Origin of the sequence: Treponema sp., from assembly GCF_045641405.1 — a bacterium.
Taxonomy (GTDB): Bacteria; Spirochaetota; Spirochaetia; order Treponematales; family Treponemataceae; genus Treponema_D.
Map to the genome: position 1 here is coordinate 56,348 of NZ_JAZUGX010000039.1, position 20,596 is coordinate 76,943.

The following is a 20,596-nucleotide window of genomic DNA, read 5'->3' on the forward strand; positions in this document are numbered from 1 at the left end:
CTCATTTGAAAAATTCTCCGTTTACTATTATCATATATTGTTATGAAAGCACACACATTTAAAGGTGGAATTCATCCTGAGGAAATGAAGGAACTGAGCAACCAGTGTCCCATCACTGCTGCCTTTCCTAAGTCCAAGACGGTAACAATTCCTATCACCATGGGAGGCGCTCCAAACGAACCTCTCGTCAAAGTCGGTGACCTTGTGGCAAAAGGACAGAAAATTGCCGCAAGCGACAAATTCATGTCGGCTCCTGTACACGCATCCATTGCAGGAAAAGTCAAGAAAATCGCAAACTGCCTTGTTACAGGCAACATGTCCGTTCCATGCATCGTAATTGAAAGCGATGACAGCGATAGGACAGAATTCATGCCGCCACTCGATCCGTTCACATGCACCCATGAAGAAGCACTTGAACGCATCAAGGAAGCAGGCATCGTAGGTATGGGTGGAGCATCCTTCCCTACCCATGTCAAATTGAATCCTCCAGAGAACAAGGAAATCGAGTACGTTCTTGTAAACGCCGCCGAATGTGAACCTTACCTTACATGCGACGAACGCACAATGCAGGAAACTCCAGAAAAGCTTATCGACGGCCTTGCAATCATATTGCAGACTGTCGGTGCTTACGGAATCATTGCCCTCGAAGACAATAAAGCATACATCAAGCCAATGCTGGACAAAGTCATCAACGAAAAAGGTTACGGCGATGACATGAAGGTAATGCTTGTTAAGACAAAGTTTCCTCAGGGATCTGAAAAATTCATCGTGTCAGCTTGCCTTGGAGTTGAAATTCCGTCTGGAAAACTGCCAGCAGATGCAGGATGCATCATCAGCAATGTTGGAACAGTTTGTGCAATCAGCAATGCATTCCGTCTTGGCATGCCTCTCATTGAACGCGCGCTTACAATTTCAGGCGGTGCAGTAACAAAGCCATGCAACCTTAAGGTTCCTGTAGGTACATTGGTTTCCGACCTTATGGGAGAAGACGCTCAGTTTACACTCAAGGAAGGCGAAACTGCAAAGATCATTTCTGGCGGTCCTATGATGGGATTCGCAATGCCTTCAGCAGACTTCCCTGTTGCAAAGGGTACAAGCGGAATCACTTTCCTTACAGCAAGGGAAACTTACCTTGTGGACGAAGATCCTTGCATCAGCTGCGGCGCATGCATCAACACATGTGCAATGAGGCTTTCTCCTGCCCTCATGGTACGCGAACTCAAGGCAGACAATGTGGCAAAGGCAAAGCGCTACGGCCTCATGGACTGCATTGAATGCGGTTGCTGCGCCTATGTATGTCCTGCAAATGTTCGCCTCGTTCAGAGAATCAGAATGGGCAAGGCTATCGTTCGCGAACAGATGGCTGCAGAACGCGCAAAGGCTGCCGCAAACGGAGGTGCAAAATGAGCGAAAACAAAATCTACCTTTCTTCAAGCCCTCACTTTACAGAAGGACTTTCAACACAGAAAGTGATGCTTATGGTCATCATCTCAATGCTTCCTGAATGCATTGCAGGTGTAATGTTCTTTGGTGCCGCTGCCCTTGTACGCATCCTTGTTTCAGTTGCAGCATGCGTTGCTTTTGAAGGACTCTATCAGAAAATCACAAAGCAGAAGATCCGCATAGCCAACCTTTCGGCTGTAGTTTCGGGAATTCTTCTTGCACTCGTAATTCCATCAACAACACCTGTTTGGATGGTTGTTCTTGGAGCACTTGTTGCCATGGTTGTTGCAAAGGGACTTTTCGGCGGAATCGGATCAAACGTATTCAACCCAGCCCTCACAGGCCGCGCATTCATGTTCATCAGTTTCCCTGCTGCCATGGGTGCCTGCTGGTTCAATCCGGAAATCGACGCAGTGTCAGGTGCTACAATCCTGAGCCAGATCAAGAACGGCGCAGTTACGGCAACACCTGACCTTTACATGCAGTACTTCCTTGGAAACAGGGCAGGATGTATCGGAGAAACTTCAATTCTTCTCATCCTCATTTCTTTCCTTTTCCTTTTTGCAACACACATCATCGACTGGCGCGCTCCAGTTGCCATGGTTGCAACGACAGCAATCTGTACACTTGTTTCAGGCGGAGACGTTCTCCTTGCACTTTTGACAGGTGGACTTTTGTTCGGAGCAACATTCATGGTAACAGACTATGCAACTTCCCCTCTTACAGGCTATGGAAGACTCGTATTTGGATTTGGATGTGGTCTCATCACATTCCTCATCAGAAAGCTTGGTGGATATCCTGAAGGAGTTATGTTCAGCATCCTCATCATGAACTGCTTTACTTCATTCCTCAACAACCTTACACGCAGAATGTACGGCTACGGAAAGAAAGGAAACAGAAGACCTGCCCCTGCAAACAAGGTTCAGGAATTTGATGTTGCAAACGCAGTTGAACGCAAGGAGGAATCTAAATGAGCAATAAAAATTCTTCACTTGAAATGATCAAGCTTGGTCTTGTTCTTGCACTCTTTGCAGCAGCAAGCTGTACTGTTCTTGCTCTTGTAAACAATGTAACTTCAGTAAAGATTGCCGCAAACAAAATCGCAAAGGCAAACCAGGCAATGAAGGTTGTAATGGCAGATGCAGACGGTTTTGAACCTGTTGAAAACTTTGCACAGAGCACAAACTCTTCAATCAAAATCCAGAGCCTATATGCCGCAAAGAAAGACGGTGCTACAGTCGGTGCAGTTGCACAGATCAACGGACCAACCTATGACCGCGGAACTGTAATGGTCGGCATGAAGACTGACGGAACAATTACAGGCGTTCAGTTCCTTGAACTTTCAGATTCACCTGGATTCGGTCTTAAGGCAAACGACCCAACATTCAAGCTTCCAAACGGAAAGACATTCTACAGCCAGTTTGAAGGCGTAAATGCAAAGGGCGGACTTAAGGCTGGCGAAAACTTTGACGCAATTTCAGGTGCAACAATCACTTCTGTTGGAGCAGCAGCTTTGATCGAAGAAGGAACAAAATCAATGTTCAAGCTTTTTGAAGGAGGCGCAAACTAATGAACAAGCAGCTTTCAATTTTTACAAACGGATTCCTTAGGGAAAATCCACTTCTTGTTTTGAACATCGGTCTCTGTTCTTCACTTGGTGTCACAACAAGCATTTTCAACGGACTTGGAATGGGCATGAGCATGACATTCGTTCTCTTGATGAGCGAAATCGTAATCTCAATTTTCAGAAAGGGAATTCCTTCTGCAATCCGCCTTCCAATCTTCATCATCATCATCGCGGCCTTTACCACAATCGTTCAGCTGGTTCTTCAGGCTTATGTAGAATCCCTTTACGACGCACTGGGAGTTTTCCTTCCACTCATCGTTGTAAACTGCATAATCATGGGACGCGTAGAAGCTTTTGCTTCAAAGAACAACACTGGCAACGCAATCCTTGATGCACTTGGAATGGGAATCGGATATACAATGGTAATGTTCCTCATTTCCTTTGCCAGAGAATTCCTTGGCGGCGGTACATTACTTGCTGGAACTGCACTTAAGATTGAAGTAATTCCTGAAGCATACAGAATCGGAATCCTCAACTCTGCCCCAGGCGGATTCATGGTATTCGGTTTCCTTGGCGCTCTGGTTCAGTTCTTCAAGAACAAAAAGAAGGAGGCAAACTAATGGAACTTCTTAAGCTCTTCATTAAATCAGCAATCGTAGACAATGTTGTATTCATCCAGTACCTTGCCATCTGTCCTTTCATCGGTATGACTTCAGAGACAGGAAAGGCTGCGGGAATGGGTCTTGCAACAAGCTTCGTCATTCTCCTTGCAACAGCAGTTACTTGGCCTCTTTACCAGTTTGTAATGGTTCCTCTTGGACTTCAGTTCCTTCAGACACTGTTCTTCATTCTTGTAATCGCCTCTTTGGTTCAGCTTGTAGAATTCTATTTGAAGAAATCTGCACCTGGACTTTACTCAAGCATGGGCGTTTACCTTGCATTGATCACAACAAACTGTGCAGTTCTCGGCGTAACGATCAACTGCATCGGAAAGGACTTCAACTACATCCAGAGCATCATCTACGCTCTTGGAGCTGCAGCAGGATTCCTCCTTTCAATGGTAATCATGTCTGGCGTTAGAAACAGAATGAAGATCGCAAACATTCCTGCCGCATTCCAGGGAACACCAATCCTTTATGTAGCTGCAGGCTTGCTTTCACTCGCATTCATGGGATTCAAGGGGTTGTTATAATGAATACAGTTATCTTTACAATTATCGTAGCCCTTGTAATCGGCTTCCTTCTTGGAGTTCTTCTTGGGCTGTTCAAGAAAATCTTTGCAGTAGAAGTAGATCCAAAAGTTGCAGAAATCCGCGAAGTGCTTTCAGGCGGAAACTGCGGTGGATGTGGATATGCCGGATGCGATGCCTTTGCCGCAGCTGTTGCCCGCGGTGAAGCTCCTGTTACTGGATGTGTTGCAGGTGGTGCTTCCTGTGCAGAAGCAATTTCCAAGATCATGGGTGTAGAAGGCGGTGCCGCAGTAAAAAAGGCAGCACTCCTCCTCTGCCAGGGATCAAAGGAATGTGCAAAAGACAAGGGTATCTACAATGGTGTTAAAACCTGTAAGGCAGCAAATCTTGCCGTTAACGGTACAAAATCGTGTGCTTTTGGTTGTATCGGATTCGGTGACTGTGAAGCAGCCTGTCCTTTCGGCGCAATCACCATGGGTGAAGACGGACTTCCAAAGGTAAACAAGGAAAAGTGCGTTGGCTGCGGAAAGTGCGTTAAGGCCTGTCCAAAGCGTCTCTTTACACTGCAGGATGTTTCAGTCAAGGGACCTGTTGCATTGTGCTCTTGCCACAACGACAACAAGCCTCAGATCACAAAGGACTGTTCTGTAGGATGTTTCAAGTGCGGTATCTGTGCAAAGAAATGTCCTCAGGGTGCAATCGATGTTTCAAGCGGAATTCCAAAGGTTGACTACACAAAGTGTGATTCCTGCGGTACCTGCGTAACATCTTGTCCAAAGAAGGTTCTTAAATTTGTCCAGGAAATAATGTAGTGTATTGTCGGGTCAACCCCGACAATGACATAGGCTTTAAAACACAAAAGGCTGCTTAAGCGGAGCATTCATTGTTCTCCTTAGGCAGCCTTTCTTTTAGATGAGATGCTTTCATTCATCCCAGTCGATATCTTCTTTTGCCTCGCTTGCACGGCTGGAAGCTGTTGCAACTCCCTTTGAAGTATTTGCTTTTGCACCAGCAACAACTCTATTTGTAATCTTTGATTTCTTGATTCCAACAGACGGAGTCATTGCAGCATCAACAAGATCATCAACTGTACTTCTCTGATTGGCTTTGATTTTGACTTCCTTTCCGTTTTCATCAGCAAGAATAAGAACTGTATTTAAGCCTGTATTGATTACGTTCTCAGACGAAACTGTCTTTCCTTCTGAAAGTTCAGTCCACTTGTCAGAGCCTGTCTGGACAGTTGCTTTTCCTATCACTGACTTTACAGTATATCTTTCAGCAAAAAGAAATCCTGAAGAAAGAAGGGCCGCTACAATAATTAAAAATCTTCCCATATAAAACTCCTCGTCAATTAAAAGTATCTTAATATTTTTTCTTTTGATGGAATTTCAAAATCTACATCAGATTCTGGAATACTTATAGGCTTATACATCTTCCAGGCTTCTTTCAATGGAATAAGTTTAGCATCATTAGGGTACTTTTTCCATTCTCTAAATCCTGTAGACTTAGAAAGAGCATAACTGTCCTGGCAGAGCGTAATTTCAACAGGAATCCAAACCTTGCCATCCTGAATTATGTACATTCCGTCAGCCACCTTGCCTGCTTCCGAAACTGCGTAGCCTGAATCATATGCCATGTAGATATGGCCAGGAACAGTAATGAATGCTGTCTCTACACCTAAAGCTTCAAGAAGAGAACAATTGAGAATTGTAAGGTCGTCACAGTCTCCACCATGATAAAGGATTGTCTGATATGGGAACTGAAGAAAGTCGATGGAACTTGAACCGCTGTTATCAGTAAAGGCAGATGTAGGATCAACAACATAGTTTAGTCCATAGGCCTTTAGGGCAGCAAACATTGCCCTTGCATACAGCTCGTTTCTGTTTCTTGCAGTAAAGTCAACCCTGTCCCTAAGAAGAATCCTTACGATGTTTGCAAACTTATTTGCGGCTGCGTCCTTACCGCTGACAAAAGCTGCGGCGCGTTCATCTTCATCCCAAGACATGTTGTTTCTTCCAAGAGTCTGGAGTTCAACATTTTGAACGAATTCCTTGCTGCTTCCGATGGAAGAATAGCTTACGATGATCTTTGCCCCAGAAGGAGATGGCAGAATCTGGTTAAGGATACTTTCATTAAGGAATGCCGTAACATCGGCTTCAAAATCCTGACCCATTTCTACTAAATCATAATGGGCGACAACATGAGGTGTTGCCATGAATTTTTCTATAAAGATGGAAATATCAACATCAGTAATATTGTTCTTTTCGGTATTCTTGAAAACAACTTTTCCAAAAGGGATGTCATTGTACTGGCTGTAGAAAACAGGGAACAACGGATCAAAGGAATAATACTGAGGCTTGATTCTACTGGTCCCCATGATGCCCCTTGAAAAGTTGTACCTGAATACAAGGCCTGCATCCATTGTGGAAAGAAACGGGTCTGGAGAATAATTGAACTTCCTGTAACCTACATAGGCACCAATAGAAATCGATGGAGAAAAATTAAAGTATCCATTCAATTTAGCGCCATAAAGAATTCCCGATGCGCTAGGAAAAGCGTTTTCCTTGCTTTCTGGTACCGACCAGATTCCTGCAAGACCAATAAGGCTCATACTGAATCTGTCTATTGGAGCAAACTCATATCCTACGCCAAGAGATCCAGTGGTATAGTTGAAATTCTTGACGCCGTTTGCCTTGAGAATTCCATAACCTGCATCTGCAGAAAACAGAATGCTATCCCGCTGTCTGACGGTAATCGGAGAGAATTCAAATCCAGCTTCTGCATTCAGGGAAGAATCCATTTCGGAATCAAGAGGGAAATAATACCCACCCTGGAATTTAAAACTTACATCAGCCCATGCAGAGAAGAACGCCAGAGAGAAGGACAATAAACAAACTAATTTTTTCATATTTTTGATCCTTCGCCTAGAATGACTTGCACTTCTCTACACCCTTCTTAGCAGTCTTGTTTTCAGGGTCTTTGGCAAGAACTCTTTCAAACTGAGCTCTGGCAGCATTGTAGTTCTTTTCAAGGAGATAGACATTGGCAAGATTGTTCATGGCCTGAATTGAATTTGACTTTGCAAATTCGTTCTTTGCTTCTGAATAACGGCCAACCCTTACAAGAGCCATACCGATTTTGTTTGGATCTCCAGACTTTCTTGCATTGACGATAACACCTTCGATTTCTGTATTTATGTACTCATCGACTGAAGCAACCGCCGCCTTTTCAATCTGGCTCTGAGAAGGTCTTGTAAAGATTCCTGTAGATCCCGTATAGACTGAAGGAGAATAAACTTCCCAAAGAGAATGTGTGTCATAGAATTCAAGGAGGGCTTCCTTGTCGGAAAGGATTTTCTTGATCGTGTTGAAGGCGTCTTTCCTTGCTCTTGTAAATCCCTTTGGAAGGCTCTTTACGGAAATACCAAAGTAAACTTTTTCCGAATCTATGATGAGACCCGAAGTATCGGTAAAGTTGTTGCCCGCACCAGTTGGTTTAATTCCCATATCAACGAGGACAATCATGTCGTCATCAAGAGGAATGTATCCAGTTCCAACGCCTACACTTTCAAGACAGCTGGCAAGAAGAATTCCAATTTCATCAAGGTCTCCACCCATCATGTTCATTGTCTGAAGAGGATACTTGATGCTGTCAACAGTCATCTGCCTATGGTATTCTTCGTATGGAGAAGATTCATCTTTTTCAATACTGATTTTTGAAAGCCTTACAGCTTCCGACATATGTGCCGCAATAACCAGGTTTCTATTGATACCAGTCTTAAAATTATTTCTTGCAAATCCGGCAACATACTTTGCAAATTCCTGGATTTCTGGAGTGTCAGGAGAGATGAACGATGCCATGGCGGCAGGATCAGCCCACATGAAGGCATTTCTATTGTAGACATCAAGAACGACACTGTGCACGCTTTCTTTTTTTGAACCAAGGAAATTATATTCGATTACAACTTCGCCAAGAATCTTTCCGTCTTCAGTGAACCTAAGGATTTCCTGGCTGAAATCAGCAAGGAGAGGAACCTGAACAGTTTTGTATTTTCTGAGCTTAGGAATTACCGCCGACTTATATGTAGAAGCAGTATATTTTCCAGCCCTGAAAGAAACATGCACATCGGTAACATCCGCACCTTCTGTATTGCGAATTGTAAGAGTTCCAATCGGAAAGTTTCTGTAGGCACTCATGTAAATTGGGAAGGCTGCATCAGTCTGTTCCAGAGAAACGCTAAATCCACCAGAAGATTTTTTTCCAGTGGAAAAGTTTATCTTTGTTCCAATTCCAGCAAACATACCCTTCAGCAGAGGATCGTTGTCGGAGATATTGAAGGAATTGTAACCACCAACTGCATTTACAGTAACCGTAGGATTGAAGCGGAAGCCTACTTCTCCATATCCCCTGTAATACATGTCGCTGGCATTCTTAGTCTCACCATTGAGTTTTGTAGAAAAGCTATAGATTCCATAACTACCGCCAACACCAAGATAGAGACGGCTTAAAGGATAGAAATAGGCACCAAGCCCAAGGCCGCCACCATAGATATTCAAAGATTCAGACACACCTTCTGGTTTAACAGTAGAAAACAAACCTTCAACACCGGCAGTCATAAAACCAAACAGATCCAAATCTCCCTGAACGATTCCCATGAAGCCAGTTTCATAATTTTCAGAAGGCATGACCAAACCAGGAGTAACACGTAAAGAAACGTCAACCGCAAAAGCAGAACAGCTCACAAAAACAGACAAAGCCAATGCAAAAACTTTTTTCATAAACCCTTCCATAAACTTTTAGAACTTATAAATTTTCCATATTATAACAAGAAAAAACAAACTTTGTCTCAAAATATCGTCCATTTTAATTTTAAAATAAAAATATTTTACAAACAGCCATTTACCCTTTAAATACACGTAAACCTTTCATATAATGAATGCATTACAATAAAGTCGGAGTATCATATGTTTAACAAAACGAAATTCATTCTTTTCACCAGTCTATCTGCATTCCTTTTCTTTAGCTGTTCCAACTTCCTGGAAGGGGCAAAATTAAAGGAAGAAGTTGAAAACAAGATTGCCTATGCAAATTCTTCAGCAGTGGAAATCCAGATCAAATCTGAATCAGGAACAGGTACAGTAAGTCCCAATCAGAATGTCTATAAGAAACAGAGCGATGCAATAGACCTTAGGTTTGACCCAAATAAAGAATATGTTTTCTTAGGCTGGCAGGCTTATCAGAACGGAACGCCTGTAAACGCCATTGAATTTGATGATCCAAACGCATTGGAAACCGTAGCACGCATCAAAAGCATTTCAAGCGGATTGATGATTGTTCCAAAGTGTGCAAGCCGACCTACAGTTGCTGAAACAAACCCTTCTTCGACTTCAATTTCTACAGCTACCATTCATGTAATCTTTGATCAGGAAATGGATATCAATTCTTTCAGGTTCAAGGACAACGAAATTCCAGACTCGGCAACCCCTCTTTACGATGAAAACAACACCATTTATGCCTATGAAAACAACGCAGGAAGACATTACAAAAACATCAGCATAATTTCAGGTGGAAGCACAAACAGAAATTCACATTATGGAATTCCTATCCTTGACTACAGCGGAAAGACATTGATGATTCCTGTCAATATCGAAAATGTTCCTACAGTGTCATTTGGAACCGTAACTGTAACAATTGGAAAAAACGCCTGTGCAAAAACATCCGCCAATTCCACAATGGTAAGCAGCTACAGTTTTTCATTTAAATATGTAGAAGGAGCAGACACAGGAAAGCCAACGATTGAGACTTTTGCTGCATACTATCCTGAAAGCAACGACGAACTAATAGAATACACCGACGATTATAAAAGCTCCACGACCCTCTATTCACGCAAAAACGTACTCTCTTCAATTTCGATATCATGCAAGGCAAAAGACGACTATGGCGTTGCAGGAATCAAGGTGACAGAGCAATTGATTAGGACACCATCATCTGAAAATCTCATGGGTGATATTACAACCTACATAATTACAGATGGTTATACAACTGAAGAAAATACAAAAACATGGACTTCCCACACCTTTAGCTTGCAGGGCAAAGATGATGGACTCATTAAACTTTCATTTGCAGTCATAGATTCTGCAGGAAATGAAACTCCATGGAGTGCATCATATTTAGTCATAACCGACTACAAAACAGACTTTTCATACTGTAAGATATACAACATTGACAATTCCCTTAATATGTTATCCACAGACATGTCTGCCAAGAAAAACATAGAATACATAAACGAATCCCTTAGGGAAATCCATGTAGAAATAGGAGAACTAATTTTACGCACTGCTAATAAGGGTACCCCTAGTTCTCCTAATTATCCTAGAGAAGAATGTCTTTTCAGAAATCCAGAGGACTACAAAGACATGCACATCATGGCTGGCACCGATATAAACAACTTGAAGAGATATGAACTTGAGTTTGAAAAGAAAGAGTTTAATGGGTATGGCTTTGATCTCCTTACATTCAAGACAAAAATCGATCCACTAAGCAAGTACAAAGATACGATAATCCAGCTTGTCGTAACAGAAAAAGACGGATCCAAAAAGTCACTTACCCACGCCATACCAAAAGCATCTCCATCTCCTATTATGCATGAAAAAGCTAGTTATAGTACCCAGTATGTTTCCGTAAACTATGTAAAATTCCTCTATGACGAAAACAAACCTTCTATCGACACTGAAGCCTTTTATGGAACAGGCACGGCTTCTTTGTATTCTCAGATGTACTCTGGAAAGGAATCTGAACTTAGATTTTCCTCAAGTGATTACACTTCATCCAATGCAACCGACAATAAACTTTTTGACCTAGCGCGTTTACAGAATTGCCGAAAAGCAATCTTTAAATATGGGTCTATATATAACTACAACAACGCATCGTTCAATCTCTTTCCTATGTCTGTATATATATATGAATGTCAAGAATTTACTGCAAATACTGGGTATCATTTCCTTGCTGGCTATGTATCCTACGATGACAGATATTCATTTAGGGTTGAGACTCCAGAAACCTGCTCAAGCTTAGAGGCGTTAAATCCTGGTTTTAAGTATGTGTTTACAAATTCTACTACATACAAAGATGACTATTGCAAAAAATACCAAGTCACAATCCCTCAAAACAATGACACCTATGAATACTACTTTGAAGTTTGGGAATGCAATGGAGCCGATTCTGTAGAAAACAGAATCATATACAATGAATCTTCAACGATAACCATCGACTGGGATTATTTCCTGACCCCATATTTTTACCTAAAGGGAATAAAATTTGCTTTCTATGAACACAATAAAAAAACAAACGCAAATAGAAAATACGTAAGCGCCTACATAAACCTGAAGGACACCCTTAATAGCCCTCCACAGTTGTCCAATGAATCTCCCGTCATCCTCTGCGAAGATGTAAAGTCTATAACGATAAATTATGAGCCTGATTGTTTTGAAGACGAAATTTACTCTACCCTAGAAACAGAGTCCGTTAAATACTATTACATCAAGTTAGATTCAAACATATGGCCTGATGCCATAACCGACCCTTCAACAAACATAGCGTTAAGTGGAAAAGAAATTCCTTGTTCAGACATAAGGACAATAAGCAAGGACACACTTGGCTCTGGAACAAGAAAATCATATAGTGGTATATATTACTACTGTTATAACTTCCCTAAATTCTCCATAAACGAATTGGACGATGGACAATATATACTTGCAGCCAATGGCAAAGACACAAAGGGATACGAACGGGAGGTCATAGGAATCGGAGCCTTCTCACTGCTCACAATTCCAAATAATGCAACTAAATTTAACAATGGCAAAATTTTAATTTCTAAAGCCGAAGTAGATGCGATCATCAAAAATCACTATCCTTCACAAAGCTTTAATACAGAAATGTACTATACTGTAGAAACTCTCAACCACACCACAAACAAATGGACCGCGGGAAGCAAAAATAAAGTTACGCCAATCAATGGAAATTACGTTATCGACTACAGCAGCATCAAGCCTAGTTCGTCTTCTACAAATCATTGGATAAGGCTTAACCTTTATTTAAAAACGGATGATGTGTATGATCAACACTTATTCCGATTTGTACCAAAATACTTCAGCACCTGTGACAATGGCGGCAACAGCGCAACCTGCAAGCTTAAGAGGTTTGAAAACATAACTGAAGTTACATGTCTAAATTCTTCCGACAAGCCATGCATGGTACAGGTGTTTGAAAGCAACACCAACTATGGAAGCGACTATAATTCATGGAAGCTTAAGGCAAATGTTCTTGAAACAGTTTCCCTTAAAGAAGGAAGCAACTGGGTATACATTAATGATGTTGAATCAACAAAAAAATACTGCATCACCCAGATAATCTACGCCGACGGTGAAGAATACTACACCTCTGTAAGAAGAGCAAATTAAAATAATCAATACAAAATAAGGCTGTCCAACGATGCATGGTTGAAGTGTTGAAGTGCATCTCCATTGCTGGACAGCCTTTTTTATTTCCGCTGAAAGAACAACATCAGCAGCAAAGACTAAAGGCGTAGACAAAGTAGGCGCACATCATGAAAGCCCCGGAAAATCGGTTCAGTACATTTTTCCTGTTGAACATTACTAGAAGCAAAAGCAGAACTGATGCTCCAATACATACAAGGCTGTCCATTCTAAAGGCCGCGCTATAAGGAACAGGTCTGACTATTGAAGTAATTCCACCTATGAAAAGCATGTTGTAGATGTTGCTTCCAACAATATTTCCTACGGCAAGGTCGTGGTGTTTTTTTATGGCAGCCGTAACGGAAGTTGCAAGTTCTGGCAGGGAGGTTCCAAAGGCAACAACGGTAAGGCCTATGATTCTCTGGGATATTCCGATTTCTTCCGCAATACGGCTTGCACCTTTCACCACCATGTCGCTTCCGACTATTACCAGTGCAAGTCCTGCAACAGAAATAAGGATCAGCAGGGGCCAGCTTATTTTATTTTCATAGGGAACAAGGCCTTCTTCCTCCGATTTGGTCTTTCTTGCAAGCCTGAAAAGATATATGAGGTAGAGACCAAACAATGCAAGGAGGATGATTCCGTCTGCACGGGTAAACATTCCGTCAACAATCTTTTTCTCGCCGGTAAACAGATTGATTCCAAGCCCAAGGAAAGAAAATGCAATTGCCGTAAAAATCATGATGGGCATTTCATATTTTACTGTTGATTTCGAAACGGCAAGTGGAGTCAGCACTGCAGTAAAGCCCAGGATGAGCATGATGTTCAGAATATTGGTGCCGACAATATTCCCCAAGGCAAGTTCTTCATTTCCCTTTAAGGCAGCAAACAAACTTACGGCGGTTTCCGGAATGCTTGTTCCCATGGCGACTATTGTCAGCGCTATGAAAAGCTGTGAGACTCCAAGTTTTTTTGCAATTCGTGAACTGCCTTCTACAAAAATATCGGCACCCTTTACCAGCATGCCAAACCCAACTATCAAAAACAAAAGCGGAACTATAACTTCAACGAATAATTTCATCCTTTCTCCTGAAATCGTTGCATTAATGAAACTGCAACATTTTTTTTGAGGTTCAATTTTAGATTTTAATTTGATTTGAAAAGGCGGAAAGCAGTTCCGGATTTATATGACTGAACTTTTTAAAAGAAGAGACCTTAGATATTTGTTTCGGAAAATATTTTCAGCGGAAGTGTTTCTTTCGGTCCTTAAAATTACGGCCGCACGATTACAAAGAATTTTTGCCCCGTCAATGAACAGCGGCGAAAAAACATGCAGATTCCTTGGCAGGGAAACGGAATTTCCTGAATATACATCCACCGTTGCAGAGGATCCCATGTTTTCAAAGATTACGGCAGAGTCATTCCCATAACTATCTGTTCCGGTAAAATCATTAACCCCGGCGGCAATGAGAAGAACAAAAACTGAACATAAAATTTTCCAGCACCGAACCATACCTTTAAAGATAGAAATTTTATTCCAAAAAGAAAAGGAATTCGCATTTTTTTGGCTTTTTTTTAGGGAAATCATAAGGATATTCAGTTTGTTTATTGTAAAAATCACTTAAAATTTGCTTTATTAACCGCCAGACAAATTAAATTGTAAATCACTTATTCTGTGATATAATGCATAGTAGGAAATTCCGTATACTGCGGATTTTATTATAATTCTAACATTGAAATAGGCTTAAATTATGAAGAAAAGAACAGGTATTGTAGTTCCACTTTCAGCACTTTATACAAAGGATTGCCCTTCCTGCGGTGATTTTCTTGCCCTCAAGGATCTGGCGGAATTCTGCGAAAAAGCAGGATTTTCAATCGTTCAGCTTTTGCCTGTAAACGATACGGGAACCCAGTCTTCACCATATTCCGGACTTTCGGCATTTGCACTTCATCCACTTTTCATCAGAATAAATGCCCTTCCTGAATTTACAGCTGCAATGAAGGGAAACAAGGCATTTGCAAGTGCATACAAGGCTTTTGAAAAAGAATTCGGCTACAAGAAAAGGTTCGACTACGATGCAATCCTTGGAGAAAAGACAAAACTTCTCCATCTTCTTTTCAATTATATAGAAAAGAAAAACTCAAAGGATGAAGCGGAAGCAGACAAGCTGAACAAGGAGCTTGCAAAATTTGTCCGCGCAAACCAATGGGTAATCCCTTATGCAGTTTTCAAGAACATCAAGGACGAAAACATGCAGGCTTCATGGAAAAGCTGGGATCCATCGATTCAGAAGCTAAGCTACGACCAGATAAAGCTTAAGTGGCAGAACAAGGCAAAAAAATCAAGCCACAACTTCTTTGTCTGGTGTCAGCTTCGCGCATCAGAACAGTTCAAGGAAGGTGCAGAAAGCCTCCGTGCAAAAAAGATCATCCTCAAAGGCGACATCCCTATCCTTATGAACGAAGACAGCGTTGACTGCTGGACATACCCTGAATTCTTCAGGCAGGAACTCCGTGCAGGTTCTCCTCCAGACGGCGGAAACCCAATGGGACAGAACTGGGGATTCCCAACCTACGACTGGGACCGTCTTGAAGCAGACGAGTTCACCTGGTGGAAGGACAGAATCAAGACAAGCGCACAGTACTACGATGCATTCCGCATTGACCACATCCTCGGCTTCTTTAGAATCTGGGCGGCTGCGGAAAACGAAACTACAGCATATCTTGGACACACAATTCCTTATGCAGACTTTACACGCAAGACCTTGAACGAACTTGGCTTTGACGACGACAGAATCAAATGGATATCTGAACCTCACATCCCAACCAATGTAATCGAAAACATTACCTGGAATCACGACGAGGCAACTGCTGTCCTTGAAAAAGTTTGTGACCGCGTTAAGACAGAAGAACTCTGGACTTTCAAAAAGGAAATTGACGGCGACAAGGAAATTTATGCAATGAATTTCTTTGAGGATGAAAACAAAAACAATGCCGTTAAAAATGCCCTTGCAGAAAAATGGCGCGACCGTTCCCTCATCCAGATAAAGAAAGACCGCTTCATAAAAGTCTATGCCTTTGAAAATTCAACTGCATGGAAAACACTTTCCCAGGAAGAACAGGAAAAACTAAAGAAGCTCTTTGATGAGATTGAAGTAAAAGAAAACAAATTGTGGGGAAAGCAGGCAACAACAACTTTGTCTGCAATCGTCCACGCAAGCGACATGATTCCTTGCGCAGAGGATCTTGGAGTAAACCTTGCGGTAATGCCTGAAGTCCTTAAGAAACTTGATATTCTTTCACTCAAGGTAATCCGCTGGACCCGTGAATGGGAAAAACCAGGACAGCCATACATTCCTTTTGCAGACTACCCTGAACTCAGCGTTGCAACAACTTCGGTTCACGACAGCTCGACCTTACGCCAGTGGTGGAATCAAGAAAAGGACAGCGTATGGGCTTTTATGAATTCTATTCAGTGCGAGAACAAACCTGATGGAAATTCAGCCTTTACTCCTGAGATTGCAGAATTCATTTTGAATTCCCTTGCTTCATGCAAAAGCGCCCTTCTCATCAACCCGTTGCAGGATTACCTTTTCCTTGAACACAGTTTCTATCTTGAAAACGAGGACGACGAAAGAATCAATATTCCTGGCAGCGTAAACACCTTCAACTGGACTTATAGAATTCCTGTAACAATTGAAGAAATGTCGGAAAACAAAGGACTTATCAACAAAATAAAAACCATAGTAGAAACACACGACGGGAAGGAGGAAGAATAGAATGAAAATCTCCATCAACGAATTTCACATCAACAGAAAACTAAGACAGGAATGCAATTTTGACCAGACACTTTTTGCATCTTCCGGCAACGCAATATTTGCAGACTTTAAGGCAGTTCAGAAATTTCAGACTTTGCTGAACGAAGTTTTTGAAAAACGAGGACAGAACGAAAACAAGGTTTCTGCAGGCAACCTTAATGCCATGGGACTCATCGACGAAATCTTCCATCATGTCTGCATGCTTTTCCGCAGAGACAAGGCTCCTGATGCTTTTAAAAACATTCTTTCTGATTTGGACAGAAGCCTCGGAATTGAAGAGATGGACAAGCTTCTTCTTGAATTTATGGAAGAATTTCCACCAGCCCCTGTCTACCAGGGATTTACAACTTCCGAAAAATTCCTTGAAGAAACCTGCTGGGACGAAGGTGCTCAGAGAGAAAGAAGCAACCGTGAACAGGTTCTTGAAGAAATGATTCTCCTTCACCTTGCAAATGAAAATCCGGCCTTCCATCCTTTTGCAATTCTCTTTGACGACGAAAAACTTAAGACTAACAAGAACTACATGAAATCATGGATTCAGATCAAGGCATTCTTTGAGACTCAGCCTGTATTCGGTCCAAAGAACAACACCCTCATCAACATGCTCAAGGAACCGGTAATTGCTTCTCCTACTTCACTCAAGGGGCAGTTGGACTATATCCGAACCTACTGGACAACAGTCCTCGGTGAATGGATCCTCCGTCTTCTTGAAGGCATCGATACAATCACAGAAGAAGAAAAGGCAGCATGGCACCCGACAAACGGCGGCGAAGTTTCCATGGATGCCTACAATTTTGACGACAACGATTTGATGAAGGAATACGAAAGGTTCAGTCCAGACCGTGAATGGATGCCAAAGGTTATCCTCATGGCAAAGACCGTTCTCGTCTGGCTCTATCAGCTTTCAAAAAAATACGACAGGGACATTACCCGCCTTGATCAGATTCCGGATGAAGAACTTGATGCACTCCGCGACGCAGGCTTTACAGGACTCTGGCTCATCGGTCTTTGGGAACGCTCAAACGCCTCAAAGAGAATCAAGCAGATAAACGGAAATCCAGAAGCTGCTTCTTCTGCATATTCACTTTTGAACTATGAAATCGCAGGAAACCTTGGCGGATGGCCTGCATTGGAAAACCTTCGCTGGCGTTGCTGGCAGAGGGGAATCCGACTTGCTTCCGACATGGTTCCAAACCATACGGGTATGGATGGCGACTGGGTAACAGAACATCCAGACTACTTCATTACGACAAAGGACTGTCCAAGTCCAAGCTATACATTCAATGGAGAAAACTTAAGCCACGATGGACGCGTAAGCATTTACCTTGAAGACCACTACTACAGCAAAAACGACTGTGCGGTCTGCTTCAAGCGTGTGGACAACTTTACAGGAGACGTTACTTACATCTACCACGGCAACGACGGTACAGGAATGCCATGGAACGATACTGCTCAGATCGACTACCTTAACCCTGTCGCCCGCGAAGCCGTAATGCAGCAGATTCTTAATGTAGCAAGAAACTTCCCGATCATCCGTTTTGACGCAGCAATGGTTCTTGCAAAGAAACACATCAGGCGCCTCTGGTATCCACAGCCAGGACACGGTGGAGACATCTACAGCCGCAGCCGCTATGCCCTTTCAAACGATGAATTTGAAAACCGCATTCCAAACGAATTCTGGCGCGAAGTTGTTGACCGCTGTGCCCAGGAAATTCCTGACACCCTTTTGCTTGCGGAAGCTTTCTGGATGATGGAAGGTTACTTTACAAGAACCTTGGGAATGCACCGCGTTTACAACTCAGCCTTCATGAACATGCTCAAGAAGGAAGAAAACCAGAAGTACCGCGACACAGTAAAGAATACAATCAAGTTTGACCCACAGATCCTCAAGCGTTATGTAAACTTCATGAACAATCCTGACGAAGAAACAGCAGTCGCCCAGTTTGGACGCGGAGACAAATACTTTGGTGTCTGTACCTTGATGATTACAATGCCTGGTCTTCCTATGTTCGGCCACGGACAGCTTGAAGGCTACGAAGAAAAATACGGAATGGAATACACCCGCGCATACAAAGATGAACAGGTTGATGAAGGTTTGATGAATGGACACCGTGCGCTCATCTTCCCAATCATGCACAAGCGCTATCTTTTTGCACAGGTAGAAAACTTCCTCTTCTACGATGTATGGAACAACGGAAGCGTTAATGAAAATGTCTTTGCCTATTCAAACTTTGTTGGTGATGAAGGAACAATCGTTTTCTACAACAACAAGTATGACTGTGCCCAGGGCTGGATCAAGCAGTCTTGTGAATACGCAGTAAAAACCGGAAGCGGCGACGACGACAAGAAAATGGTGACCCGCAGCCTTGGAGAAGGTCTTGGTCTTACTTACGGCTACAACCATTATGTTGTTCTTCACGAGCAAAGATCAGACCTCTGGTTTGTCCGCAAGGCAGATGATCTTATAAACAACGGAATGTTCGTAATGCTCAAGGGATTTGAAGCCCAGGTATTTACAGATGTTCGCCAGGTTGTTGATGATGTCGAAGGAAAGTACGCAAAGCTCTGCGAACTTCTTAACGGAGCCGGCGTAGAAGACCTTGAAATTGCATGGCAGGAATACCGATATAAGGAACTTTATGCAGAATTGGAAAAATTCCTTTCCGTTGAATTCCTTACAGGCATCCACGATATATTTGCTCCTGCTGAATCAAATGCAAATACAGCAAAATCTGCAAAGGCGTCAAAGAAAAAGATTGATGTAAAGGCAATTCTTAAAGCATCGGAAAAAGCCGCCCTTGCCTACTACGAGATGGAAGCAAAATTCATGCTCCAGGCTGAACAGGAAAAACTTGCCGCCGCAGAACTGGAAGCAGCATCAAAGAAGAAGATCACTGCAAAACGTAAGCCAGCAAAATCAAAAGTTGCGGAGCTTACACCTGCAAAGAAATTCGCCGCCTTCATCAAGCAGGTTGAATACCTCCAGAAGGTGTACGAATCAGCACAGAAGACTTCCGGCAAGAAAAACGCAGTCAAGGCTACACTTGAAAACGACATCTACCGCGGATATGAGTCAAACAGATACTGTGCAGAAATCCTTGTTTCATTTGCCGCTGTCTCAAACGCAAGCGCTGACAATCTCATGAAATGGGGATTCAACAGAAAGCTTTCTGATCTAATCGCAAAAGCACCATTTGCTGAAAGAGACAGGGAAATGAGAAACGTATTCAGCCGTATTTTCCTCTGCTCAAAGATAAGCAAGATGAACTTAAGCGCATCTGAATTCGTAAAATCTGCATACGAAGCCGCAAAACTTATTGCAGAAAGCAAAGATGCACCGCTTCTCTGTGGGGCAAATGAATTTGACGGAATCGTATGGTTCAACAAGGAAAAGATGGAATCAACATTGTGGTATGCACTCACCGTAAATGCAATGCTTACTTCCAGAATTCTCCGTGACCAGATCTATGAGCTCTACAGGATTCTTAACGCAACGAAAGATAAGGCTGAATACAAATGTCAGCTCTTTACCGACGCATTGAAGCCTGTTGAAAAAAAGCGCAAGTCTCCTGCAAAGAAAACTGCAGTAAAAGCTGCTGTAAAAAAGACTGTAGAAAAGAAAGAAACTGTAAAGAAAGCCGCAGTTCCAAAAAAGACCGTAGCTGAAAAAGACACAAAGACAGCTTCTAAAAAAGCTTCTGCGGAAAAAAAGCCTGTCGCAACTAAAAAGACTGCAACAGGGAAAAGCACCGCCAAGATTGAAAAGAAAGCGACGGTAAAGAAGACCGAACCTGCAAAAAAGGTAGTCAAGACTGAAAAGAAAACCACAGTCGAAAAGAAGACTACGGTTAAAAAGTCTGCAGCAAAAAAAGCTGAAACTTCAAAAAAGGCATCTGCATCAAAAACAGAACCTAAGAAATCTACAGCTCCAAAGAAAAAAACTGCAGAAAAGAAATCAGCCGTAAAGAAACCTGTGGCAGAAAAGAAGGTCACAACAGTCAAGAAGGCTGCTGAAAAAAAGACTGCGGTAAAGAAAACTGCAGCAAAAAAAGCAGAAGCTCCTAAAAAGACAACTGCAAAGAAAAAATAATCGATAAAAAAACAG

The 20,596-nt window shown here is 42.3% G+C and carries 13 protein-coding genes; 9 read left to right on the forward strand and 4 right to left on the reverse strand.

What is annotated here, in order from left to right:
- The first annotated feature begins 42 nt into the window (after nt 1–42).
- The 6 genes from rsxC to ACKI39_RS05925 are packed head-to-tail and all read left to right on the forward strand — an operon-like array spanning nt 43 to nt 5,011.
- Nucleotides 43–1,407: an electron transport complex subunit RsxC gene (gene rsxC, locus ACKI39_RS05900; RefSeq protein ID WP_407398590.1), complete on the forward strand. Its 1,365-nt coding sequence runs from the start codon at nt 43–45 to the stop codon at nt 1,405–1,407.
- Nucleotides 1,404–2,417, forward strand: coding sequence for an RnfABCDGE type electron transport complex subunit D (locus tag ACKI39_RS05905; RefSeq protein ID WP_407398592.1), 1,014 nt, complete (start codon nt 1,404–1,406; stop codon nt 2,415–2,417). The genes rsxC and ACKI39_RS05905 overlap by 4 nt, the downstream gene beginning before the upstream one ends.
- On the forward strand, nt 2,414–3,013 hold the full coding sequence (locus ACKI39_RS05910) for an RnfABCDGE type electron transport complex subunit G (RefSeq protein WP_407398594.1): 600 nt from the start codon (nt 2,414–2,416) through the stop codon (nt 3,011–3,013). The genes ACKI39_RS05905 and ACKI39_RS05910 overlap by 4 nt, the downstream gene beginning before the upstream one ends.
- Nucleotides 3,013–3,630: an electron transport complex subunit RsxE gene (gene rsxE / locus ACKI39_RS05915; protein ID WP_318689990.1), complete on the forward strand. Its 618-nt coding sequence runs from the start codon at nt 3,013–3,015 to the stop codon at nt 3,628–3,630. Before ACKI39_RS05910 ends, rsxE begins: the two co-directional genes overlap by 1 nt.
- Complete coding sequence (locus ACKI39_RS05920; protein ID WP_407398596.1) at nt 3,630–4,202, forward strand: electron transport complex protein RnfA; 573 nt, start codon at nt 3,630–3,632, stop codon at nt 4,200–4,202. Before rsxE ends, ACKI39_RS05920 begins: the two co-directional genes overlap by 1 nt.
- On the forward strand, nt 4,202–5,011 hold the full coding sequence (locus ACKI39_RS05925; RefSeq protein WP_407398598.1) for an RnfABCDGE type electron transport complex subunit B: 810 nt from the start codon (nt 4,202–4,204) through the stop codon (nt 5,009–5,011). Before ACKI39_RS05920 ends, ACKI39_RS05925 begins: the two co-directional genes overlap by 1 nt.
- A 111-nt stretch (nt 5,012–5,122) precedes the next feature.
- Here ACKI39_RS05925 and ACKI39_RS05930 read toward each other — a convergent pair whose 3' ends face one another.
- From ACKI39_RS05930 to ACKI39_RS05940, 3 genes are read right to left on the reverse strand one after another with little or no spacing between them, the layout of a single operon-like run.
- Nucleotides 5,123–5,533 carry a hypothetical protein gene (locus ACKI39_RS05930; protein WP_407398600.1) on the reverse strand — a complete coding sequence of 137 codons (411 nt, stop codon included), beginning with the start codon at nt 5,531–5,533 and terminating at the stop codon, nt 5,123–5,125.
- Nucleotides 5,534–5,550: 17 nt separating this feature from the next.
- The gene (locus ACKI39_RS05935) at nt 5,551–7,107 is read right to left on the reverse strand and encodes a hypothetical protein (protein ID WP_407398602.1); all 1,557 of its coding nucleotides are present in this window, start codon (nt 7,105–7,107) and stop codon (nt 5,551–5,553) included.
- Nucleotides 7,108–7,123: 16 nt separating this feature from the next.
- Nucleotides 7,124–8,977, reverse strand: coding sequence for a tetratricopeptide repeat protein (locus ACKI39_RS05940; RefSeq protein ID WP_407398604.1), 1,854 nt, complete (start codon nt 8,975–8,977; stop codon nt 7,124–7,126).
- Between the two features lie 186 nt (nt 8,978–9,163).
- On the opposite strand from ACKI39_RS05940, the gene ACKI39_RS05945 reads away from it, so the two are divergent.
- A complete protein-coding gene (locus ACKI39_RS05945) occupies nt 9,164–12,658 on the forward strand; it encodes a hypothetical protein (RefSeq protein WP_407398606.1) in 3,495 nt (1,164 codons plus the stop codon).
- A 103-nt stretch (nt 12,659–12,761) separates the two neighbouring features.
- On the opposite strand, the gene ACKI39_RS05950 is transcribed toward ACKI39_RS05945, so the two are convergent.
- A complete protein-coding gene (locus ACKI39_RS05950) occupies nt 12,762–13,754 on the reverse strand; it encodes a calcium/sodium antiporter (protein ID WP_407398608.1) in 993 nt (330 codons plus the stop codon).
- A gap of 670 nt (nt 13,755–14,424) precedes the next feature.
- Between ACKI39_RS05950 and ACKI39_RS05955 the strand changes: the two genes are divergently transcribed.
- Together ACKI39_RS05955 and ACKI39_RS05960 are read left to right on the forward strand one after the other, a co-directional pair.
- Nucleotides 14,425–16,452: a 4-alpha-glucanotransferase gene (locus tag ACKI39_RS05955; RefSeq protein WP_407398610.1), complete on the forward strand. Its 2,028-nt coding sequence runs from the start codon at nt 14,425–14,427 to the stop codon at nt 16,450–16,452.
- Between the two features lies 1 nt (nt 16,453).
- Nucleotides 16,454–20,581 (forward strand): alpha-amylase family glycosyl hydrolase, encoded by a 4,128-nt coding sequence (locus tag ACKI39_RS05960; protein WP_407398612.1) that lies wholly within the window; start codon nt 16,454–16,456, stop codon nt 20,579–20,581.
- Nucleotides 20,582–20,596: the final 15 nt, after the last annotated feature.

Excerpts from the sequence above, each read along its gene's own strand:
- ACKI39_RS05940 (WP_407398604.1), bottom strand. The coding sequence starts at position 8,977 with ATGAAAAAAGTTTTTGCATTGGCTTTGTCTGTTTTTGTGAGCTGTTCT.
- rsxC (WP_407398590.1), top strand. The coding sequence starts at position 43 with ATGAAAGCACACACATTTAAAGGTGGAATTCATCCTGAGGAAATGAAG.
- ACKI39_RS05920 (WP_407398596.1), top strand. The coding sequence starts at position 3,630 with ATGGAACTTCTTAAGCTCTTCATTAAATCAGCAATCGTAGACAATGTT.
- ACKI39_RS05925 (WP_407398598.1), top strand. The coding sequence starts at position 4,202 with ATGAATACAGTTATCTTTACAATTATCGTAGCCCTTGTAATCGGCTTC.
- ACKI39_RS05955 (WP_407398610.1), top strand. The coding sequence starts at position 14,425 with ATGAAGAAAAGAACAGGTATTGTAGTTCCACTTTCAGCACTTTATACA.
- ACKI39_RS05960 (WP_407398612.1), top strand. The coding sequence starts at position 16,454 with ATGAAAATCTCCATCAACGAATTTCACATCAACAGAAAACTAAGACAG.
- ACKI39_RS05930 (WP_407398600.1), bottom strand. The coding sequence starts at position 5,533 with ATGGGAAGATTTTTAATTATTGTAGCGGCCCTTCTTTCTTCAGGATTT.
- ACKI39_RS05945 (WP_407398606.1), top strand. The coding sequence starts at position 9,164 with ATGTTTAACAAAACGAAATTCATTCTTTTCACCAGTCTATCTGCATTC.
- ACKI39_RS05935 (WP_407398602.1), bottom strand. The coding sequence starts at position 7,107 with ATGAAAAAATTAGTTTGTTTATTGTCCTTCTCTCTGGCGTTCTTCTCT.
- ACKI39_RS05910 (WP_407398594.1), top strand. The coding sequence starts at position 2,414 with ATGAGCAATAAAAATTCTTCACTTGAAATGATCAAGCTTGGTCTTGTT.
- ACKI39_RS05950 (WP_407398608.1), bottom strand. The coding sequence starts at position 13,754 with ATGAAATTATTCGTTGAAGTTATAGTTCCGCTTTTGTTTTTGATAGTT.
- ACKI39_RS05905 (WP_407398592.1), top strand. The coding sequence starts at position 1,404 with ATGAGCGAAAACAAAATCTACCTTTCTTCAAGCCCTCACTTTACAGAA.
- rsxE (WP_318689990.1), top strand. The coding sequence starts at position 3,013 with ATGAACAAGCAGCTTTCAATTTTTACAAACGGATTCCTTAGGGAAAAT.